Source organism: Pseudomonas fitomaticsae (assembly GCF_021018765.1).
Classification (GTDB): Bacteria; Pseudomonadota; Gammaproteobacteria; order Pseudomonadales; family Pseudomonadaceae; genus Aquipseudomonas; species Aquipseudomonas fitomaticsae.
Map to the genome: position 1 here is coordinate 4,635,361 of NZ_CP075567.1, position 16,486 is coordinate 4,651,846.

Sequence of the window (16,486 nt, forward strand, 5' to 3'; positions counted from 1 at the left end):
GCATAAATGTCTCCGTGCAGAAGAGCCGACGGCAATTAATCTTCGTGCGACAATCGCGACTCGCCCGCATTCATCCGCCAGGAGGCAGCCATGCCCTATCGTCCCAACCCGCGTCGCCCCTTGCCTGTTCAGCTTAGCGCGCTGCAATTGACCGGCAGCATTGCCCTGGGTCTATGGCTGGGTTTCCTGGCCATTGCGCTGACGTGCTGGCTCGCTTCACGCTTTTTCTTCAATGAACAATTGGCGCCGGTTGCTCAGGCCGTGCAGCAACTGGCCAACCCGCCCGCCGTCCGAGTGGTGCCGGACATTCCGCCGCAGAGCCCGCTGTTCGAACAATACGAAGAAAACCTGCGCAAGAACGAGCAACAGGCACGCCTGGATCAGGCCCGTGGCAGCACACGTAATCTGTCGAACCCCAAATGCCAGTTCTGGCTGCAACAGGATCAGACGGCCCCGAGCGAAAAGAGCCGCGCCAATGTCCTGCAATTCTGCGATTGATCATGAATAAACAGATTGTTCACCAACTGATTCTCGACAAGCTGCGCGTCGACCTCGACATCGCCGAACGCGCGGCGCAAACCGCTTACGAAACCGCGACCCACGAAGAGAACATCGCCGAAAACAAGTACGACACCCTGGGGCTCGAGGCGTCGTATCTGGCGGCGGGCCAGGCGAAACGGGTCGAGGAAATTCGTCAGTCACTGGCGCTGTGCCAGAACCTGACGCTGCGCGTGTATGACGATCAGCGGGGGATTGAAATCGGCGCCCTGCTCGGTCTGGAAGACGAAAAGGGTCGCGAGCAATGGCTGTTTCTGGCGCCGGATGCGGCAGGCCTGAAGGTCGACGTGGTGGGCCAGCCGATTACCGTCATCACCCCGCGCTCGCCGCTGGGCAAAAGCCTGCTGGGCAAGTTCGAGGGTGACGAGGTGGAGATTCTGGTGGCGGGCACCCGGCAACAGTTCGCTGTCACCGAGGTGCTGTAGACAGGGGCTTAGTGAACCGGCAGTTCGACGCCTTCGAACAGCTCTTCCAGTTCCTGCTTGTTGTGGCACTGAATGGCCTTGGCCATGACTTCGCGGGTCAGGTGCGGCGCGAACTTCTCGATGAAGTCGCACATGAAGCCGCGCAGGAAGGTGCCGCGACGGAAACCGATCTTGGTCACGCTGGACTCGAACAACTCGCTTGCGTCGAGCACCACCAGATCGCTATCCAGTTTGGTGTCGACCGCCATTTTCGCCACGATGCCAACGCCCAGGCCCAGGCGCACGTAGGTTTTGATCACGTCGGCGTCGGCAGCGGTGAACACCACTTTCGGCGTCAGGCCGCGATGGCTGAAGGCTTCGTCGAGTTTCGAACGACCGGTGAAACCGAACACGTAAGTCACGATCGGGTATTCGGCCAGCGCTTCGAGGGTCAGCTTCGGCAGCTTGGTCAGCGGGTGGCCCTGAGGCACGACCACGCAACGGTTCCAGCGGTAGCACGGCATCATCACCAGATCACCGAACAGCTCCAGCGCTTCGGTGGCGATGGCGAAATCGACGGTGCCGTCAGCGGCCATCTCGGCGATCTGCATCGGCGAACCCTGGTGCATGTGCAGCGCCACGTCCGGATATTGCTTGATGAAATTGCTGATCACCGGTGGCAGTGCATAACGTGCCTGGGTGTGGGTGGTGGCGATCGACAGGGTGCCCTTCTTCTCGTTGGAGAATTCCTGGGCGATCTGCTTGATGCTCTCGACCTTGCGCAGAATCTCACCGGCGGTGGTGATGATGCGCTCGCCGGCCGGAGTGACGCGGGTCAGGTGCTTGCCGCTGCGGGCGAACACTTCGACGCCCAGTTCGTCTTCCAGCAGGCGGATCTGTTTACTGATGCCCGGTTGCGAGGTGTAGAGGCTTTGGGCTGTAGCGGAAACGTTGAGGTCGTGGTGCGCCACTTCCCAGATGTAGCGCAATTGTTGAAGCTTCATATGAATCCCTCAAAGCAGGTAGACGCCACGGGCATCAGCGACGGTATATAACTATATTAATGGTTTGAAGAATAAATCTAGAACTTTTTTATCAAAGTGCCATTATTCCTGCTTCAGCGATCCTCCCGACGCCGACGCTCCACCAACGGCACCAGATAAACCGGCACCTTGGACAATTGCAGCAGCCGGGCTGCCGTTCGCCCCAAAGGTGTTTCCGCCCCGACCCCGTGGCTGTGACTTCCTACGATCAGCAAATCGACAGAGAGTTTCTGCACCTGATCGAGAATCACCTGTGACGGATCACCCTGCAGCACCCGCACAGCCTTTATCCGCTGCAGATCCAGCTCGCCCTCGTCCCCCAGCTCTTCGCGAAAACTGTCGAGCACCCGCTGCTCGATATTGGCGATGACGGTTTTCAGACCCTGACTATGGAATTCGTTCAACGCCTGTTCGTCGAGATAGCTCTGCAACACCGATTCGGCAAACAACCCCATGGGTTCCACCGCGTGCACCACGTACAGATCGGCATTGAACGTCCGCGCCATCGCCAGGGCATGCTGCATCACTAACGGTGCGTACAGACCGAGGTCAGTGGCATACAGCATCGAACCAATCATATGACCTCCTCGCGCTCCAACATGGCGGAGATTTGATTCAGCTTAGCAGTGCCTTGGCGAGTACGACGTGCGACGCAATGTCTTGAACCACGCGGGCTTTAGACCGCCGGTTCATTGCTGATGCCGTGGGGCACGTGACCGGTCGCCACCACTTCCCGGGCCAGCTCGCAGTGGCCGGCCTGATCGTCGAAAAACACGTCGGCGGCAAAGGCTTCGAGGAACGCCGATTTGGCCAGGCCACCGAGAAACAGCGATTCGTCCAGACGGATATCCCATTCGCGCAAGGTGCGGATCACCCGCTCGTGGGCCGGGGCCGAACGCGCGGTGACCAGTGCGGTGCGGATCGGGCATTCCTCATCGGAGAACTCGCGCTGCAACAGATTGAGCGCCGCGAGAAAGCCCTTGAACGGTCCGCCGCGCAACGGTTCGCGAGCGGATTCACGCTCCTTGGCCTGGAAGGCTTCGAGACCACCGGATTGATAGACGCGCTCCGACTCGTCGGAAAACAGCACCGCGTCACCGTCGAAGGCGATGCGCAATTCATCGCTGGCCACACGACTCGCGCCGCCGGACAGAATGGTCGCCGCTGCGAACCCGGCATCCAGCGCAGCGCGCACATCTTCGGCGTGGGTGGAGAGAAACAGGTCGCAACCAAAAGCCTTCAGATACGGATAAGGACTGCGCCCGCCGACGAACGCGGCGCGGGAGATTGCCAGGCCGTAATGACCAATGGAGTTAAAGACGCGCAGGCCGGTGTCGGCGCTGTTGCGCGACACCAGAATCACCTCGACCCGGGCGCGTCCGAGGCGACTGTTGAGGTTGAGCAGTTTTTCCACCAGCGGAAAGGCATCGCCCGGCGCGAGAATTTCGTCTTCGTGATCGATCTGATATTGCCGGTAGGCTTCGACGCCACTCGACTCATACACCTTGTGGCTTTCGCTCAGGTCGAACAGGGCACGGGACGAGATCGCCAGCACCAGCTTGTCATCGATGTTCTTGGCCATGCCTTTCCCCCAAGTGCGACCGGTTTAAACGTTACGCCGGTCGATAAAGCTCAAAGTGCGATACAACGATTCGATACGCGGCAATTCACAACCTGCCGCTTTTGCCGCCGCCAAAGGACGAGCGTAGATCGCCTCCAGCTCCAGCGGTCGTTTGTGCAAAAAATCGTGGTACATGCTCGGCCAATAGTCGGGCATTTTCTCGGTCATCATGAACAGGTATTCGGCGTAACCGGGCGGCATGTCGTGACCGCAGGCCTTGGCGCCCTGCACCACTTCGGCCATCAGCGCCTGAATCAAGGCGCGGCTGTCGGTGTCGGCCATCAACGGCGTGGTGCTGGCACCGAGCGACACTGAAAGCCCGTTGTAGGGAATGTTCCACACCAGTTTCTGCCAGCGCGCCTGATGCAGGTTGGGCATGGCCTGGGAGTCGAGGCCGGCGGCGCGGAACAGGCCGGCGCCCTCCTCGACGATTGCCATGCGCGCCGCGTCATCCCGTGTCGGGCCGCTGTGATACCCGACGTTCACCGCCCCCAGCGCCTGGTGAGTGATCTGCCCCGGTCCTTCGCGGTGGACGCAGATCAGGCACAAACCGCCGAGCAAGTGCAGGGAATCGGGCAGCAATGCCCGCAAGCTGTCTTCGACGTCAAGACCGTTTTGCAGCAAGAGCACTTTCGCGTCGGGCTTGGCCGCCTGAATGATCGACGGCGCCAGCCCGGCATTGCTGGTGGTCTTGGCGCCGACCAGCAGCCAGTCGCAGGGCGGCATGTCTTCAGCCGACGAATAGGCCTGCACCGGGTTCAGCGTCAATGCGCCATGCACGGTACTGTCCACCTGCAAGCCACGCTCGGCGACTGCGGAAAATTCACTGCGCAACAGAAAGTGCACATCGAACCCGGCCCGCGCCAGCATCACACCGTAGAACCCTCCGATTGCACCCGTGCCGATTATCCCCACCACCGGTTTGTTGACTGCTCCCATCACGGCAACTCCTCTGCAATTCGACCCAGCGCCTGCGCCACGGCTGCATTCAGCTCATCGACATTCAGGCGCGTGTGCACCGCCCCAAAGAACTCGCCGTCGCGCACCACAAACAGCGCCGGCAAATGAAAGACCTGATAACGCTCGACCAGTCCGCCGTTGTCACCGGCATCGATCCAGCACACGCGATCGACGGCCAGATCGAGGCCCGGCAACACTTCGCGGGCATAGCGGCAACTGGCGCAGCCGACGCTCGTGAAGATCACCAGCGAAACGCCGCTCATCGCCAGCAGCCGTTGGTCGGCGTCAAAATCGGTCAGCTGCGATTCGACCACTATACTGGGGGAAACAATGTCAAATGGCCGACACAGGGAGTCTGTGCTCATGGGACGGTTTATTCCTCATCCGGATGATGTGCCCGTTGAATTGACCTTGCTCACACCGGAGTGTATTTCGCGTCAACGGCTGCACACTATCAGCCTCGGCGGCATCGCTTGCAATTACCACCGCGCCTGGCGCCACGGCACCGCGCTGCAAGTGCGCATGCCGACCCTCAACGCCGACATCTGTTATCCGGGCTACGTGGCCTGGTGCCTGCGACGTAAAAAAGGCTATCTGGTGGGCATCGCCTTCACCGACGAACAGACGCTGTTCAGCGCGCGAATGGGTGAGCAGGTGTGTCAGATCGAACGCTATTGCCGACTCAACGACGCCCACGAAGACCTCCAGGATATTCAGGCCCTGGCCCTGCAATGGGTCGAACAACACGCCGACGAGTTCTCCCACGACAGCGTTCGCAAGGCTTTTGCGCAGCCCGTGCTGGACTGAACAGTTACTTGCCCATTGTCTAGCAGGCGTCTAACGCGATAAGGTTCGGCTCCCCGACGCGCTTAAATCCGCTGTGCTCCGCCGCGCGGGGATCGCTGGCGGCCGGCACCCGTGACCTGACGAGTAAACGATGGCTGATTTACCGATCAACGACCTGAACGTCGCTTCCAACGAGACCCTGATCACTCCCGATCAGCTCAAGCGTGATATCCCTCTGAGCGACGCTGCCCTGCGCACCGTCACCAAGGGTCGCGAGGTCATCCGCAACATTCTCGATGGCACCGACCATCGTCTGTTCGTGGTGATCGGCCCCTGCTCGATCCACGACATCAAGGCTGCCCATGAATATGCCGATCGCCTGAAGGTGCTGGCGGCGGAAGTCTCGGACACCCTGTATCTGGTCATGCGCGTGTATTTCGAAAAGCCACGGACCACCGTCGGCTGGAAAGGCCTGATCAACGACCCGTACCTGGATGACTCGTTCAAGATCCAGGACGGTCTGCACATCGGTCGCCAGTTGCTGCTCGACCTGGCCGAGAAAGGCCTGCCGACGGCGACCGAAGCCCTCGACCCGATCTCCCCGCAATATTTGCAGGACCTGATCAGCTGGTCGGCCATCGGCGCACGCACCACCGAATCCCAGACCCACCGCGAGATGGCTTCCGGCCTGTCCTCGGCGGTCGGCTTCAAGAACGGCACCGACGGTGGCCTGACTGTGGCGATCAACGCCTTGCAGTCGGTTTCCAGCCCGCACCGTTTCCTGGGCATCAACCAGGAAGGTGGCGTGTCGATCGTCACCACCAAAGGCAACGCCTACGGTCACGTGGTGCTGCGCGGTGGTAACGGCAAGCCGAATTACGATTCGGTCAGCGTCGCCCTGTGCGAGCAGGCGCTGAACAAGGCCAAGATCAAGCCGAACATCATGGTCGACTGCAGCCACGCCAACTCCAACAAGGATCCGGCCCTGCAACCGCTGGTGATGGAGAACGTCGCCAACCAGATCCTCGAAGGCAACCAGTCGATCATCGGCCTGATGGTCGAAAGTCATCTGAACTGGGGCTGCCAGGCGATCCCGAAAGACCTCGCCGATCTGCAATACGGCGTGTCGATCACCGATGCCTGCATCGACTGGTCTGCTACCGAAAACACCTTGCGCAGCATGCACGCCAAGCTCAAGGATGTACTGCCGAAACGTCAGCGCAGCTGACAGCCGTTTCGCAGGCATAAAAAAACGCCGGGCATTGCCCGGCGTTTTTGTGTGTGCGGTGAGGTCGGTCAGATCTTGGCGGTGCGCCGCTGATGACGCTCCATATAACGCTCCACGTAGGAGCACGATGGAATGACCGTGTAGCCCATTTCATCAGCGTATTGCAGCGCCCGCTCGGTCAAGGCTGCCGCGATGCCTCGGCCACGCAAGGCGTTGGGCACGAAGGTGCGGTAGATATCCAGGGTCTGTTTCCCCAGATCCATATAGGTCAGGTAGGCACGATGACCGTCCACATTGGTCTCGAACTGATGACCAGCCTGGTCATGGTGGATGGACAACGCCTCGCTCATCACTACTCCTCGCGGGTCTCGAATTCTGACCCCTACCTTACCGATGTTTTCCCGGCGAAGGAACATCTACGCCACCCCGTGCCTGATGGACACCGAGAAGAACTGCACCGATCTCGCGCAACCCGAGCACGTATCAAATAGTAGGCACCATTGGCGAAAATGCTCAAGGTACGCTCGTCATCATGCAGATTGACGGGGCAGTTCCGGTGGACTCAGGGCCGGTTCGGGAGACGATCTTCCCGAGCCGAAAGGCTGAACATCGCCGGATGTTGAGACTTAAGACGAGCCCCCTGTTTTAAAGTCACCTCAACATGGTCAAAGATATGCGAGGCGCTGCGCAAATTCGCAACAAAAGAGTGGACGAATCCATATAGGCAGACTTTAGCCACTGCCTGCAAAACAATCCGCGGCAACGGGAACTTTTTCTCATTAACTCGCTCATCTCGCGGCTTACAGCTGGATATTTTTTATACAGCGCAGTTAAAAGTTGCTCGAAAAAGAATCAACGCCTACAATTTTTTTTGCTTCTTGCCTCACGTCAGTTTACTTACTACAAGTAATGGGTAGTATGTACGCCGGCTATTTCCTCAATCGGAGGAGACAGCCACTTAATTGAAAGTCCTTGAAGGGGAACACGATGAACAACGTTCTGAAATTCTCTGCTCTGGCTCTGGCCGCAGTTCTGGCTACCGGTTGCAGCAGCGCATCGAAAGAAACCGAAGCACGTCTGACCGCTACTGAAGACGCAGCTGCTCGCTCCCAGGCTCGTGCAGACGAAGCTTACCGTAAAGCTGATGAAGCTCTGGCTGCTGCTCAAAAAGCACAACAGACTGCTGACGAAGCTAACGAGCGTGCTCTGCGCATGCTGGAAAAAGCTAGCCGCAAGTAATAGTCCTTCGGGATTGTTATCAAGCCGACCCATTTTTTGGGTCGGCTTTTTTGTGCCCGCAGTGTTCTGTGGGCAACAAAAAACCCGCCGCTGCGCAAGCCTCGGCGGGTTTCATCTTCCAGCTTATTGCTGCAGGTCGATCGGTGCGCTGGAGACCATCGGCGCCGAGGTGTTCGGCGTGCCGATTTCGGTTGGCAGACCATCTTCGGCCGCCACCACATCACGCACCACATCCCAGTCCATGCGCAGGTTGTTGGTGATGTCTTCACGCTTGAGCATCGCGTTGATCACGGCGGTGTGCTTGTCGACCACCGACGGGTTGCCCTTGTCGTCGATCGGCGTGTGTGCTTCCAGGTAGATCTTGCCGCCACTGCGACCGAACTTGTACGCATCATTGAGAATCCGTACCGAAGTCCCCACCGGCACCATGCCGGCCATTTCCAGCACGTTGTTGTTGAACATGCGGAAGCAGCCGTGACTGGTGCGCATGCCGATACCGAACTTCTTGTTCGAGCCGTGGATCAGGTAGCCCGGCGTGCCCAGGGTGAACTTGAACGGCCCCAGCGGGTTGTCCGGACCGGCCGGCACCACGTTCGGCAGCGGATCACCATCGGCGGCGTGCTCGGCCTTGATCGAGGCAGGTGGCGTCCAGGTCGGATTCGGTGTCTTGGCGGTGATCGTGGTGTGCGCGATCGGCGAGCCCCAGCCTTCACGACCGATACCCAGCGGGAAGGTGTACACCACGTTCCGGCCTTTCGGGAAATAGTAGAGGCGGTATTCGGCCAGGTTGATCACGATGCCTTCACGGGGGCCCGGCGGCAGGATGAAGCGGGTCGGCAGAACGATTTCAGTGCCGGCGCCCGGCAGCCAGGCATCGACGCCCGGGTTGGCCGCGACCATTTCCGAATAGCCCAGATCGTAGGTGGTGCCCAGATCGGCAAAGGTATCTTCGTACTTGGCCTTGATCACCTGTACCTGGCCGATGATGTCTTCACCGGGTGGTGGCAGGGGAAACTCCAGTGCGGCAACGGGACCGGCCACACACAGGGCGGCAAGAGACAGGCAGCGGGTGACGGCAGGAAAACGCGGCAACATCCGGAGAATCCTTCGCAAGATCGACAAGGGTATAAGAACGCGATTGTACACCGCGCCCAGGGAGTTCGGGGAGATGTGCCGATGGGCCGCGATCTCGGCGAAAAAAGGACTCAGAGTTCGAAACGCAACTCGGGCCAGATCGGCGAGGTGCCGCGCTTCTGTGATTCGAGGATCGCCCGGCACAGCGAACACAGGCGCTGATCCTGAAACACCCGGCGATCCACGCTCGACCAGCGCGGTTGCGCCGGCAGCAGACTGCCGCACAGGGTTCGGTCAGCCGAGCCACCGAGCTCCAGTTGACGGGTCACCAGATGCACTCGCACTTCCTGGCAGGCGAACAGATCCAGCTGTTCGTCAGGCTCGATCAGTTGGTAGGCGAACAGGGACCAGGCAGGACGCGGCATCGGGGGCTCCAAATAAGGGGGCGCCACATTAGCCGAAAGCCTGCCGCTAGAAAAGCCTCATAACAGCGGTTTTAGCGTCGGCCAGACATTTTCCAGCAACTTGCCCTGAGCCCCCGCCGCCGGGTGCAGACCGTCGGCCTGCATCAGGTCTGGATGCCCGCCCACACCGTCGAGGAAAAACGGCACCAGCGGGATTTTTTTCTCCTCGGCGAGTTTGCCGTAGACCTCGGCAAAGGCATCGGTGTAGCGCTTGCCGTAGTTAGGCGGCAACTGCATGCCGAGCAACAGCACCTTGGCACCGCTTTGACGGGAGCTGTCGATCATCGAAGCAAGATTTTGTTGCAATTGCGTAGGCGGCATTCCGCGCAGGCCATCGTTGCCGCCCAATTCGAGGATCACCAGTTCCGGCTTGTGCTCTGCAAGCAGCGCAGGCAGCCGTGCCTGGCCTCCGGCACTGGTGTCGCCACTGATGGACGCATTGACCACTTTGTCGTCAAAACCTTCGGTCTTGAGCCGCTGTTCAAGCAACGACACCCACCCCAGCCGGGTATCCAGTCCGAAACCGGCGCTGATACTATCGCCAACGATCAGGACTGTACCCGCCGCTGCGTTCTGGGCCATGCACATCAAGGCCAGGCCAGCACTCAAAAACCACACACGCATCGGATTCTCCATGGGCGCAAGCATTCTCACCGCGAAGAACCTTAGCAAAGTGGTTCCCAGCGCGGAAGGTGAACTGACCATCCTGCACGAACTCAGCCTGGAACTGAACAAGGGCGACAGCCTGGCCATCGTCGGCGCGTCCGGTTCCGGCAAATCCACCCTGCTGGGTCTGCTCGCCGGCCTCGATCTGCCGAGTAACGGCGAAGTGACGCTCGCCGGGCAAGGCCTGAGCAATCTCGACGAGGACCAGCGCGCGCGCATTCGGGCCGAGCACGTGGGCTTCGTCTTTCAGTCGTTCCAATTGCTCGACAGTCTGAACGCGCTGGAAAACGTCATGTTGCCGCTGGAGCTCGACGGCCGCAAAGACGCCCGAAGCCGCGCCACCGAACTGCTGCAACGGGTCGGCCTCGGCCAGCGCCTGACTCACTCGCCACGTCAGCTCTCCGGTGGGGAACAACAGCGCGTGGCGATTGCCCGGGCCTTCGCCGCCGAGCCGGACGTGCTGTTCGCCGACGAACCCACCGGCAACCTCGACAGCCACACCGGCGAGCGCATCAGCGACTTGCTGTTCGAATTGAACAAGGAACGCGGCACTACCCTGGTGCTGGTGACCCACGACGAACGCCTGGCTCATCGGTGCCGGCGTCTGATCCGTCTTGAAGCCGGCCTGTTGGTCGCCCCTCTGGAGCCTTGATGGCACGTCTGCCGCTGTTGCGTCTGTTCAGTCTCGCCCTGCGCCAACTGATGCGCGATGCCCGCGCCGGTGAACTGCGGGTGCTGTTTTTCGCCTTGGTCGTGGCGGTCGCGGCAAGTACCGCCATCGGCTATTTCGGCGCCCGTCTCAACGGCGCGATGATGCTGCGCGCCACCGAGTTTCTCGGCGCCGACCTGTCGCTCGAAGGCAGCTCGCCGGCCCGGCCGGAACAGATCCGGAGCGGCACCGAGCTGCGTCTGGATCATGCGCAGGTGGTGGAGTTTTCCAGCGTCATTGCCACGGACAACGGCATTCAGCTCTCCAGTATCAAAGCTGTCGACCGCGCCTATCCGCTGCGCGGCGAACTGAAAAGCGCCCCCGCTCCCTACGCGACAGAGGAAGCCGGTGGTGAGCCACAGCCCGGTGAAGCCTGGGTCGAAGCGCGCCTGCTGACGGCGCTGGACCTGAAGATCGGCGACAGCATCGACGTCGGCATGAAGACGTTGAAACTGACGCGAGTGCTGACTTACGAACCGGATCGCGCCGGCAATTTCTACAGCCTCACGCCACGGGTGCTGATCAACCTCGACGACCTCGCCGCGACCGGCGTGGTGCAACCCGGCAGCCGGGTGAGCTACCGCGAACTCTGGCGCGGCGAACCGCAGGCGCTGGAAACCTATCGCCAATTGATCAAACCGGGACTCGCCGCCAACCAGCGGATTCAGGATGCCCGCGACGGCAATCGGCAGATCGGCGGCGCGCTGGGCAAGGCCGAACGCTATCTGAACATGGCCAGTCTGGTCGCCGTGCTTCTGGCCGGTGTCGCGGTGGCGCTTTCGGCGAACCGCTTTGCCAGCCGGCGTTTCGATGCCAGCGCCCTGCTCCGTTGCCTGGGTCTGTCGCGCCGGGAAACCCTGGTGCTGTTCAGTCTGCAACTGACAGTGCTCGGCCTGCTCGCCAGCCTCGGCGGCGCCCTGCTCGGCTGGCTCGCGCAATTGGGATTGTTCGCGCTGCTGCATGATCTGCTGCCGACCGACGTTCCGCCGGGCGGCTTGCTGCCGGCGCTGGCCGGCATCGGCACCGGGCTGGTGGCACTGGCAGGTTTCGCCTTGCCACCGCTCGCCGCACTGGGCCGGGTGCCGCCGTTGCGGGTATTGCGCCGGGACATGCTGCCGATTCCATCGAGTACCTGGATGGTTTACGGCGCGGCACTCGGTGCGCTCGGGCTGATCATGTGGCGCCTGAGTCTGGACCTGCTGCTGACGTTCGCCTTGCTCGGCGGCGGCGTGGTCGCCGCGCTGGTGCTCGGCGGCTTGCTGCTGTTGCTGCTGCAAAGCCTGCGTCGCCTGCTCGCCCGTGCGTCCCTGCCGTGGCGCCTCGGGCTGGGTCAGTTGTTGCGCCACCCTTTGGCGGCCGCCGGCCAGTCATTGGCTTTCGGGCTGATCCTGCTGTCCATGGCGCTGATCGCCTTGCTGCGCGGCGAACTGCTCGACACCTGGCAGAACCAGTTGCCGAAAAACGCACCCAACTATTTCGCCCTGAACATCCTGCCGGCAGACAAACAGGCCTTCACCGATCACCTGATCAATGTCTCGGCCCAGGCCGCGCCGTTGTACCCGGTGGTGCCGGGACGCTTGATCAGCATCAATGGCGAGGCGGTGCAGCAGATCGTCAGCAAGGATTCGGCCGGCGACCGCGCCATCCAGCGCGACCTGAGCCTGACCTGGGCCGCCGATCTGCCGGCGGGCAACAAGATCACCGCGGGTTCGTGGTGGGCCGGGCAACCCTCGGATGACGTTCCGGGCGTATCGGTGGAAGGCAAGGTGGCCGAGAGTCTCAAGCTCAAACTCGGCGATCACATGGTGTTCAGCGTGGGTGGGGTCAATCGCGAAGCGAAGGTCACCAGCCTTCGGGAGATCAACTGGGACAACTTCCAGCCGAACTTCTTCATGATTTTCCAGCCCGGCACCTTGAAGGATCTTCCGGCGACCTACCTGACCAGTTTCTATCTGGCGCCCGGTCACGATCAGCAGATTGTCGAGCTGTCGCGAGCATTCCCGGCAGTGACCATCCTTCAGGTCGAAGCCTTGCTCGAACAGCTGCGCAGCATCCTCGCCCAGGTCACCCTGGCGGTGGAGTATGTGTTGTTGTTTGTGTTGGCGGCGGGGATGGCGGTGCTGTTTTCCGGTTTGCAGGCAACCCTGGATGAGCGCATTCGCCAGGGTGCGCTGTTGCGTGCGCTGGGGGCCGAGCGGCAGTTGCTGATCAAGGCGCGACGGATCGAATTCGGTTTGCTCGGCGCGGTCAGTGGATTGCTCGCGGCGATCGGTTCGGAAGTGGTGAGTCTGGTGCTGTATCGCTTCGCCTTCGACCTGCCGTGGCATCCCCATCCGTGGTTGCTGCTGTTGCCGTTGATCGGCGCGGCGCTGATTGGTGGTGCCGGCGTGTTCGGCACGCGGCGCGCGCTCAACGCCAGCCCGCTGACAGTGTTGCGCGAGGGTTGATAGACTCCCGCCATCTTGATCAAAAGAAGTTGCCATGAGCCGTTATCGCCCTCCCCGCACCGCCGGCACCGCGCTGATCACCCCCGAAGGTGAAGCGCGGATGCGCGCCGAATTCCATGAGCTGTGGCATGTGCGCCGGCCGCAGGTGACGCAGTCGGTCAGCGAGGCGGCGGCTCAGGGTGATCGTTCGGAAAATGCCGAGTACACCTACGGCAAGAAAATGCTGCGCGAGATCGACAGTCGCGTGCGTTTTCTCACCAAGCGCCTCGAGGCGTTGAAAGTGGTCAGCGAAAAACCGAGTGATCCGAACAAGGTCTACTTCGGCGCCTGGGTGACCATCGAAGACGAGGACGGCAAACAGTCGCGCTATCGCATCGTCGGCCCGGACGAACTGGACCTGAAACTCGGCCTGATCAGCATCGACTCCCCGCTGGCCCGCGCCCTGATCGGCAAGGCGCTGGATGCTGAAGTGAGGGTACAGACGCCGACCGGCGAACAGTTCGTCTACATCGTCGCGATCGAATATCCCTGACGCTCAGCGCCGGGTGATCAGGCCCTGGCGTGCGACGCGGGTCAGTTGGCGAATCATTTCCGGCGCCTCTTCAAGGCTCGGGGCCTGAATGACGGCCAGATCGAAACTGTCATCGGCAAAACGCGCCAGCGACTCACCGTCTTCAACGAACTGGATCAGGAAGGCAGCAGGACCGCCGCTGCGACGTGGCCAGCCATCGAGATAACGCAACAGCGTCGGCTGATGTTTGCCGCCAAGCAGTATTTTCGGATTGCGCTGGGTGATATGTGCCGTGATCGGCGCGGGACGTGCTGGAGGGCGTAGTGCATTCATCGTGTCGTGTCTCTGCCTCAAAAGTCTGCATGGCAGGTGAGAGGCAACACCGAACCAGCGCTTTAGCGGTATTTCGAAGCCCTGTTCCGGCTTCTGACGGCAACTGAAGAATAGTCACCTGGCGCCCCGCAAGTAGCTGTTTAAATCGGCGCATGAGCGGCATCCTAGAGAACGTGACCGGCCAGTGTCAAGAATCAGCCGCAACAAAAAAGGCCCGCACAATGCGGGCCTTTTGCTTGAGCCAGAGCCTTCAACCGGCGATGGCGCGATCCACCGAGAGCTTGCCGGCACCTTCGATCAGCACCGCGAGGCTACCACCCAGCAGAGCCAGGGCGAACTCGTAACCGTTGTTGGCCATGAACAGACCGTTGCTAATGTGCACGGTGAAGATGGCCACCAGCGACAGGAAGGTCAGGCCCAGTGCCGCCGGGCGAACCAGCAGGCCGATGATCAGCGCCAGACCGGCGAAAAACTCGGTGCCGCCAGCCAGGGTGGCCATCAGATAACCCGGGGTCAGGCCGATGCTTTCCATGTATTGCGCGGTGCCCGCCAGGCCGTAGCCACCGAACAGGCCGAAGAGTTTCTGCGAGCCGTGGGCGGCGAAGATCACGCCGACGGCAATACGCAGAATGGTCAGACCGTAGCCGGCGCGGGTGAACAGTACCTTGTTGATCAGAGAGCTCATGTTGCGTTTCCTTGTTGTCAGAAGTGCTGGTTGGTTGGCCGCTATATTAATCAGTTAATTTCATGTTAAAAGCGCAAAAATTCCGCTATAACAATCAGTTTATTAGATCATTTGCGTGAGACCACTTTCTTCCCCGGAGGCTCCAACGACTCCCGCTCCCGGTCGAACGCCAAGTAATACTTGTTCACGCTATTAACATAGCTGACGGCCCCCATTCCTACCTGCTCCATGGCGATGCGCTCGACCTGGAAGAACCACTGATTGGGATTCAGGCCGCGACGTCGCGCCTCGGCGCGCATGCCCTGCACCCGCTCCGGGCCGATGTTGTAGGCCGCCAGGGTGAACGCCATGCGCTCGCGCTCGTTGAGTTTCGGGCTGTTGAAGAACTTGCGGCGGATCATCGCCAGGTACTTGGCCCCGGCCTGCACATTCGCATCGAGATTCTGGATATTGTTGACGCCAACCCGCTGCGCCGCGGACGGGGTGATCTGCATCAGTCCGGTCGGCCCGCTGCCGCTGCGCGCGTTGGGCTGTAGCGCCGACTCCTTGAAGGCCAGCGCCGCCAGGTTGAGCCAGTCCATGTTTTGCGCTTCGGCGTGTTTCTGCAGGGTCGGGCGCAGCTTTTCCAGGCGCTGGCGATCGGCCTTGGCCAGCGGATAGTGCACTTGATAAAGGCGGCGGTAGATCCGCAGGAAGGCCGCGTCTTCGTTCGACGGTTTTTTGTAGCCGGTCAGGAAGCGATCAATGCTGGCCCGCAACATCGAGGCATCACGGCGCACGAACCAGTATTCCTCGCCCGGCTCGCTGATCATCACCTGACGGTCGAAACGCAACTTGGGCAGGATCTTGCCCCACCGCTCGGCGATCGGTTGCTCGACGATGGTCAGGTGGAAGATCCCGCCCTGAACCATTTCCAGCACATCCTCGACCGCCAGCGTCGGATCGACCCATTCGATCTTGATCGGCGCCAGTTTGTGCAGCGCCAGTTTCTGGTTGAGCTGACTGACCGCCTCCCCCGCCGCACTGCCGGTGGGCAATGCCAGGGTTTTGCCGGCCAGTTGCTCGACTTTGGTATAGCGTTTCTCACCCTTGATGCCGACCAGCACCAGCGGCACGTTGCTGGCAATCGGCTCGCTGCTGGCGACTGCGTGGCCCGGTTGCAACTCGAGCAGTTCGCCCGGCGCCACCAGATCGCCTTCGCCGCGTTGCAACGCACCGAGCAATTGATCCTTGGCTTTGGGGATGATCTTGAGGGTGATTTCCTGGCCGTCGCGAGCGTGGCCATTGAGGTATTGCTCGAAGGCGCGCAGCCGATGGTATTCGATGCCGATGGCCTGGCCCTGAACTTCGCCGGAGCTGTTGCGGCTCTGGTTGACCAGCACCCGCAAGACGCGGCTGCTGCGGATTTCGGTCAGGTCGCGAACCTTGGCGGCCGGCACGGCTTGCAGCGGCCCGGGCAGCCGCGCGACCGCCGTCATCGGCAGCAGCAGCGAACCACACAGCAGGAGCAAAACCGAGGGACGAACCATCCACTCTCCGGAAAGAATACGGGGCGCTTTCACCGCTGAGCGGTCGCAAAACACCGACGGAAACAGAGCGCCTGGAGCGCTGATAAAGTGCGAGAGACTGGCACAGTGATGGCAACTCTGCCACCCCAGCCTGCCTCGCGGCCTCAACAGACAACCATAAGCCGTTGTAGTTCTTGGCTTTTCTTATAAATCTACAGCTCTGATATGCTTTCCGGCCTTTGGCCCGAGG

Annotated in this window: 20 protein-coding genes; 8 read left to right on the forward strand and 12 right to left on the reverse strand. The window is 61.0% G+C overall.

What is annotated here, in order from left to right:
- Positions 1-90 precede the first annotated feature (90 nt).
- Together KJY40_RS20765 and KJY40_RS20770 are read left to right on the forward strand one after the other, a co-directional pair.
- Complete coding sequence (locus KJY40_RS20765) at positions 91-498, forward strand: hypothetical protein (RefSeq protein ID WP_007955686.1); 408 nt, start codon at positions 91-93, stop codon at positions 496-498.
- Between the two features lie 2 nt (positions 499-500).
- Positions 501-983 (forward strand): GreA/GreB family elongation factor, encoded by a 483-nt coding sequence (locus tag KJY40_RS20770; RefSeq protein ID WP_230732428.1) that lies wholly within the window; start codon positions 501-503, stop codon positions 981-983.
- Positions 984-991: 8 nt separating this feature from the next.
- On the opposite strand, the gene cysB is transcribed toward KJY40_RS20770, so the two are convergent.
- The 5 genes from cysB to KJY40_RS20795 all read right to left on the reverse strand — a co-directional run bounded on the left by cysB (position 992) and on the right by KJY40_RS20795 (position 4,951).
- The gene (gene cysB / locus KJY40_RS20775; protein WP_230732430.1) at positions 992-1,966 is read right to left on the reverse strand and encodes an HTH-type transcriptional regulator CysB; all 975 of its coding nucleotides are present in this window, start codon (positions 1,964-1,966) and stop codon (positions 992-994) included.
- A gap of 113 nt (positions 1,967-2,079) precedes the next feature.
- Positions 2,080-2,583 carry a universal stress protein gene (locus KJY40_RS20780; RefSeq protein ID WP_230732433.1) on the reverse strand — a complete coding sequence of 168 codons (504 nt, stop codon included), beginning with the start codon at positions 2,581-2,583 and terminating at the stop codon, positions 2,080-2,082.
- A 98-nt stretch (positions 2,584-2,681) separates the two neighbouring features.
- Positions 2,682-3,587 carry a 5'-nucleotidase gene (locus KJY40_RS20785; protein ID WP_230732436.1) on the reverse strand — a complete coding sequence of 302 codons (906 nt, stop codon included), beginning with the start codon at positions 3,585-3,587 and terminating at the stop codon, positions 2,682-2,684.
- 24 nt (positions 3,588-3,611) lie between these two features.
- Entirely contained in the window at positions 3,612-4,568 is a 957-nt protein-coding gene (locus KJY40_RS20790) for a putative 2-dehydropantoate 2-reductase (RefSeq protein ID WP_230732438.1), read from the reverse strand.
- On the reverse strand, positions 4,565-4,951 hold the full coding sequence (locus KJY40_RS20795) for a thioredoxin family protein (RefSeq protein ID WP_230732440.1): 387 nt from the start codon (positions 4,949-4,951) through the stop codon (positions 4,565-4,567). Before KJY40_RS20795 ends, KJY40_RS20790 begins: the two co-directional genes overlap by 4 nt.
- Here KJY40_RS20795 and KJY40_RS20800 point away from each other — a divergent pair.
- On the forward strand, positions 4,950-5,393 hold the full coding sequence (locus KJY40_RS20800) for a PilZ domain-containing protein (protein WP_230732442.1): 444 nt from the start codon (positions 4,950-4,952) through the stop codon (positions 5,391-5,393). The genes KJY40_RS20795 and KJY40_RS20800 overlap by 2 nt on opposite strands.
- 130 nt (positions 5,394-5,523) lie before the next feature.
- Positions 5,524-6,600: a 3-deoxy-7-phosphoheptulonate synthase gene (locus KJY40_RS20805; RefSeq protein ID WP_007908583.1), complete on the forward strand. Its 1,077-nt coding sequence runs from the start codon at positions 5,524-5,526 to the stop codon at positions 6,598-6,600.
- A gap of 68 nt (positions 6,601-6,668) precedes the next feature.
- Here the strand turns inward: KJY40_RS20805 and KJY40_RS20810 are convergent, their stop codons facing one another.
- Positions 6,669-6,950 (reverse strand): GNAT family N-acetyltransferase, encoded by a 282-nt coding sequence (locus tag KJY40_RS20810; RefSeq protein ID WP_007955658.1) that lies wholly within the window; start codon positions 6,948-6,950, stop codon positions 6,669-6,671.
- A gap of 637 nt (positions 6,951-7,587) precedes the next feature.
- Here KJY40_RS20810 and oprI point away from each other — a divergent pair.
- A complete protein-coding gene (oprI, locus tag KJY40_RS20815) occupies positions 7,588-7,839 on the forward strand; it encodes an outer membrane lipoprotei OprI (protein WP_003183784.1) in 252 nt (83 codons plus the stop codon).
- A 123-nt stretch (positions 7,840-7,962) separates the two neighbouring features.
- On the opposite strand, the gene KJY40_RS20820 is transcribed toward oprI, so the two are convergent.
- From KJY40_RS20820 to KJY40_RS20830, 3 genes are all read right to left on the reverse strand, one after another.
- Complete coding sequence (locus KJY40_RS20820) at positions 7,963-8,934, reverse strand: L,D-transpeptidase family protein (RefSeq protein WP_007955657.1); 972 nt, start codon at positions 8,932-8,934, stop codon at positions 7,963-7,965.
- 110 nt (positions 8,935-9,044) lie between these two features.
- On the reverse strand, positions 9,045-9,338 hold the full coding sequence (locus tag KJY40_RS20825) for a hypothetical protein (RefSeq protein WP_003226812.1): 294 nt from the start codon (positions 9,336-9,338) through the stop codon (positions 9,045-9,047).
- A 57-nt stretch (positions 9,339-9,395) separates the two neighbouring features.
- Positions 9,396-10,001 (reverse strand): arylesterase, encoded by a 606-nt coding sequence (locus KJY40_RS20830; protein WP_007955652.1) that lies wholly within the window; start codon positions 9,999-10,001, stop codon positions 9,396-9,398.
- 10 nt (positions 10,002-10,011) lie between these two features.
- Between KJY40_RS20830 and KJY40_RS20835 the strand changes: the two genes are divergently transcribed.
- From KJY40_RS20835 to greB, 3 genes are read left to right on the forward strand one after another with little or no spacing between them, the layout of a single operon-like run.
- Positions 10,012-10,695 (forward strand): ABC transporter ATP-binding protein, encoded by a 684-nt coding sequence (locus tag KJY40_RS20835; RefSeq protein WP_230732444.1) that lies wholly within the window; start codon positions 10,012-10,014, stop codon positions 10,693-10,695.
- Positions 10,695-13,199, forward strand: coding sequence for an ABC transporter permease (locus KJY40_RS20840; RefSeq protein WP_230732448.1), 2,505 nt, complete (start codon positions 10,695-10,697; stop codon positions 13,197-13,199). Before KJY40_RS20835 ends, KJY40_RS20840 begins: the two co-directional genes overlap by 1 nt.
- A 34-nt stretch (positions 13,200-13,233) precedes the next feature.
- Complete coding sequence (gene greB, locus KJY40_RS20845) at positions 13,234-13,731, forward strand: transcription elongation factor GreB (protein ID WP_039770483.1); 498 nt, start codon at positions 13,234-13,236, stop codon at positions 13,729-13,731.
- Between the two features lie 3 nt (positions 13,732-13,734).
- On the opposite strand, the gene KJY40_RS20850 is transcribed toward greB, so the two are convergent.
- The 3 genes from KJY40_RS20850 to KJY40_RS20860 all read right to left on the reverse strand — a co-directional run bounded on the left by KJY40_RS20850 (position 13,735) and on the right by KJY40_RS20860 (position 16,257).
- Entirely contained in the window at positions 13,735-14,043 is a 309-nt protein-coding gene (locus KJY40_RS20850) for a hypothetical protein (protein ID WP_085607170.1), read from the reverse strand.
- Positions 14,044-14,293: 250 nt separating this feature from the next.
- The gene (locus KJY40_RS20855) at positions 14,294-14,728 is read right to left on the reverse strand and encodes a DoxX family protein (RefSeq protein WP_007950955.1); all 435 of its coding nucleotides are present in this window, start codon (positions 14,726-14,728) and stop codon (positions 14,294-14,296) included.
- Positions 14,729-14,835: 107 nt separating this feature from the next.
- The gene (locus KJY40_RS20860) at positions 14,836-16,257 is read right to left on the reverse strand and encodes an MltF family protein (RefSeq protein WP_230732450.1); all 1,422 of its coding nucleotides are present in this window, start codon (positions 16,255-16,257) and stop codon (positions 14,836-14,838) included.
- Positions 16,258-16,486 lie beyond the last annotated feature (229 nt).

What these genes read in the sequence shown, in the direction of transcription:
- KJY40_RS20835 (WP_230732444.1), top strand. Translation starts at nt 10,012, where the DNA reads ATGGGCGCAAGCATTCTCACCGCGAAGAACCTTAGCAAAGTGGTTCCC.
- KJY40_RS20810 (WP_007955658.1), bottom strand. Translation starts at nt 6,950, where the DNA reads ATGAGCGAGGCGTTGTCCATCCACCATGACCAGGCTGGTCATCAGTTC.
- KJY40_RS20800 (WP_230732442.1), top strand. Translation starts at nt 4,950, where the DNA reads ATGGGACGGTTTATTCCTCATCCGGATGATGTGCCCGTTGAATTGACC.
- oprI (WP_003183784.1), top strand. Translation starts at nt 7,588, where the DNA reads ATGAACAACGTTCTGAAATTCTCTGCTCTGGCTCTGGCCGCAGTTCTG.
- KJY40_RS20855 (WP_007950955.1), bottom strand. Translation starts at nt 14,728, where the DNA reads ATGAGCTCTCTGATCAACAAGGTACTGTTCACCCGCGCCGGCTACGGT.
- KJY40_RS20820 (WP_007955657.1), bottom strand. Translation starts at nt 8,934, where the DNA reads ATGTTGCCGCGTTTTCCTGCCGTCACCCGCTGCCTGTCTCTTGCCGCC.
- KJY40_RS20770 (WP_230732428.1), top strand. Translation starts at nt 501, where the DNA reads ATGAATAAACAGATTGTTCACCAACTGATTCTCGACAAGCTGCGCGTC.
- KJY40_RS20825 (WP_003226812.1), bottom strand. Translation starts at nt 9,338, where the DNA reads ATGCCGCGTCCTGCCTGGTCCCTGTTCGCCTACCAACTGATCGAGCCT.
- KJY40_RS20780 (WP_230732433.1), bottom strand. Translation starts at nt 2,583, where the DNA reads ATGATTGGTTCGATGCTGTATGCCACTGACCTCGGTCTGTACGCACCG.
- KJY40_RS20805 (WP_007908583.1), top strand. Translation starts at nt 5,524, where the DNA reads ATGGCTGATTTACCGATCAACGACCTGAACGTCGCTTCCAACGAGACC.
- KJY40_RS20785 (WP_230732436.1), bottom strand. Translation starts at nt 3,587, where the DNA reads ATGGCCAAGAACATCGATGACAAGCTGGTGCTGGCGATCTCGTCCCGT.
- KJY40_RS20860 (WP_230732450.1), bottom strand. Translation starts at nt 16,257, where the DNA reads ATGGTTCGTCCCTCGGTTTTGCTCCTGCTGTGTGGTTCGCTGCTGCTG.
- KJY40_RS20765 (WP_007955686.1), top strand. Translation starts at nt 91, where the DNA reads ATGCCCTATCGTCCCAACCCGCGTCGCCCCTTGCCTGTTCAGCTTAGC.
- greB (WP_039770483.1), top strand. Translation starts at nt 13,234, where the DNA reads ATGAGCCGTTATCGCCCTCCCCGCACCGCCGGCACCGCGCTGATCACC.
- KJY40_RS20830 (WP_007955652.1), bottom strand. Translation starts at nt 10,001, where the DNA reads ATGCGTGTGTGGTTTTTGAGTGCTGGCCTGGCCTTGATGTGCATGGCC.
- KJY40_RS20795 (WP_230732440.1), bottom strand. Translation starts at nt 4,951, where the DNA reads ATGAGCACAGACTCCCTGTGTCGGCCATTTGACATTGTTTCCCCCAGT.
- KJY40_RS20850 (WP_085607170.1), bottom strand. Translation starts at nt 14,043, where the DNA reads ATGAATGCACTACGCCCTCCAGCACGTCCCGCGCCGATCACGGCACAT.
- cysB (WP_230732430.1), bottom strand. Translation starts at nt 1,966, where the DNA reads ATGAAGCTTCAACAATTGCGCTACATCTGGGAAGTGGCGCACCACGAC.
- KJY40_RS20840 (WP_230732448.1), top strand. Translation starts at nt 10,695, where the DNA reads ATGGCACGTCTGCCGCTGTTGCGTCTGTTCAGTCTCGCCCTGCGCCAA.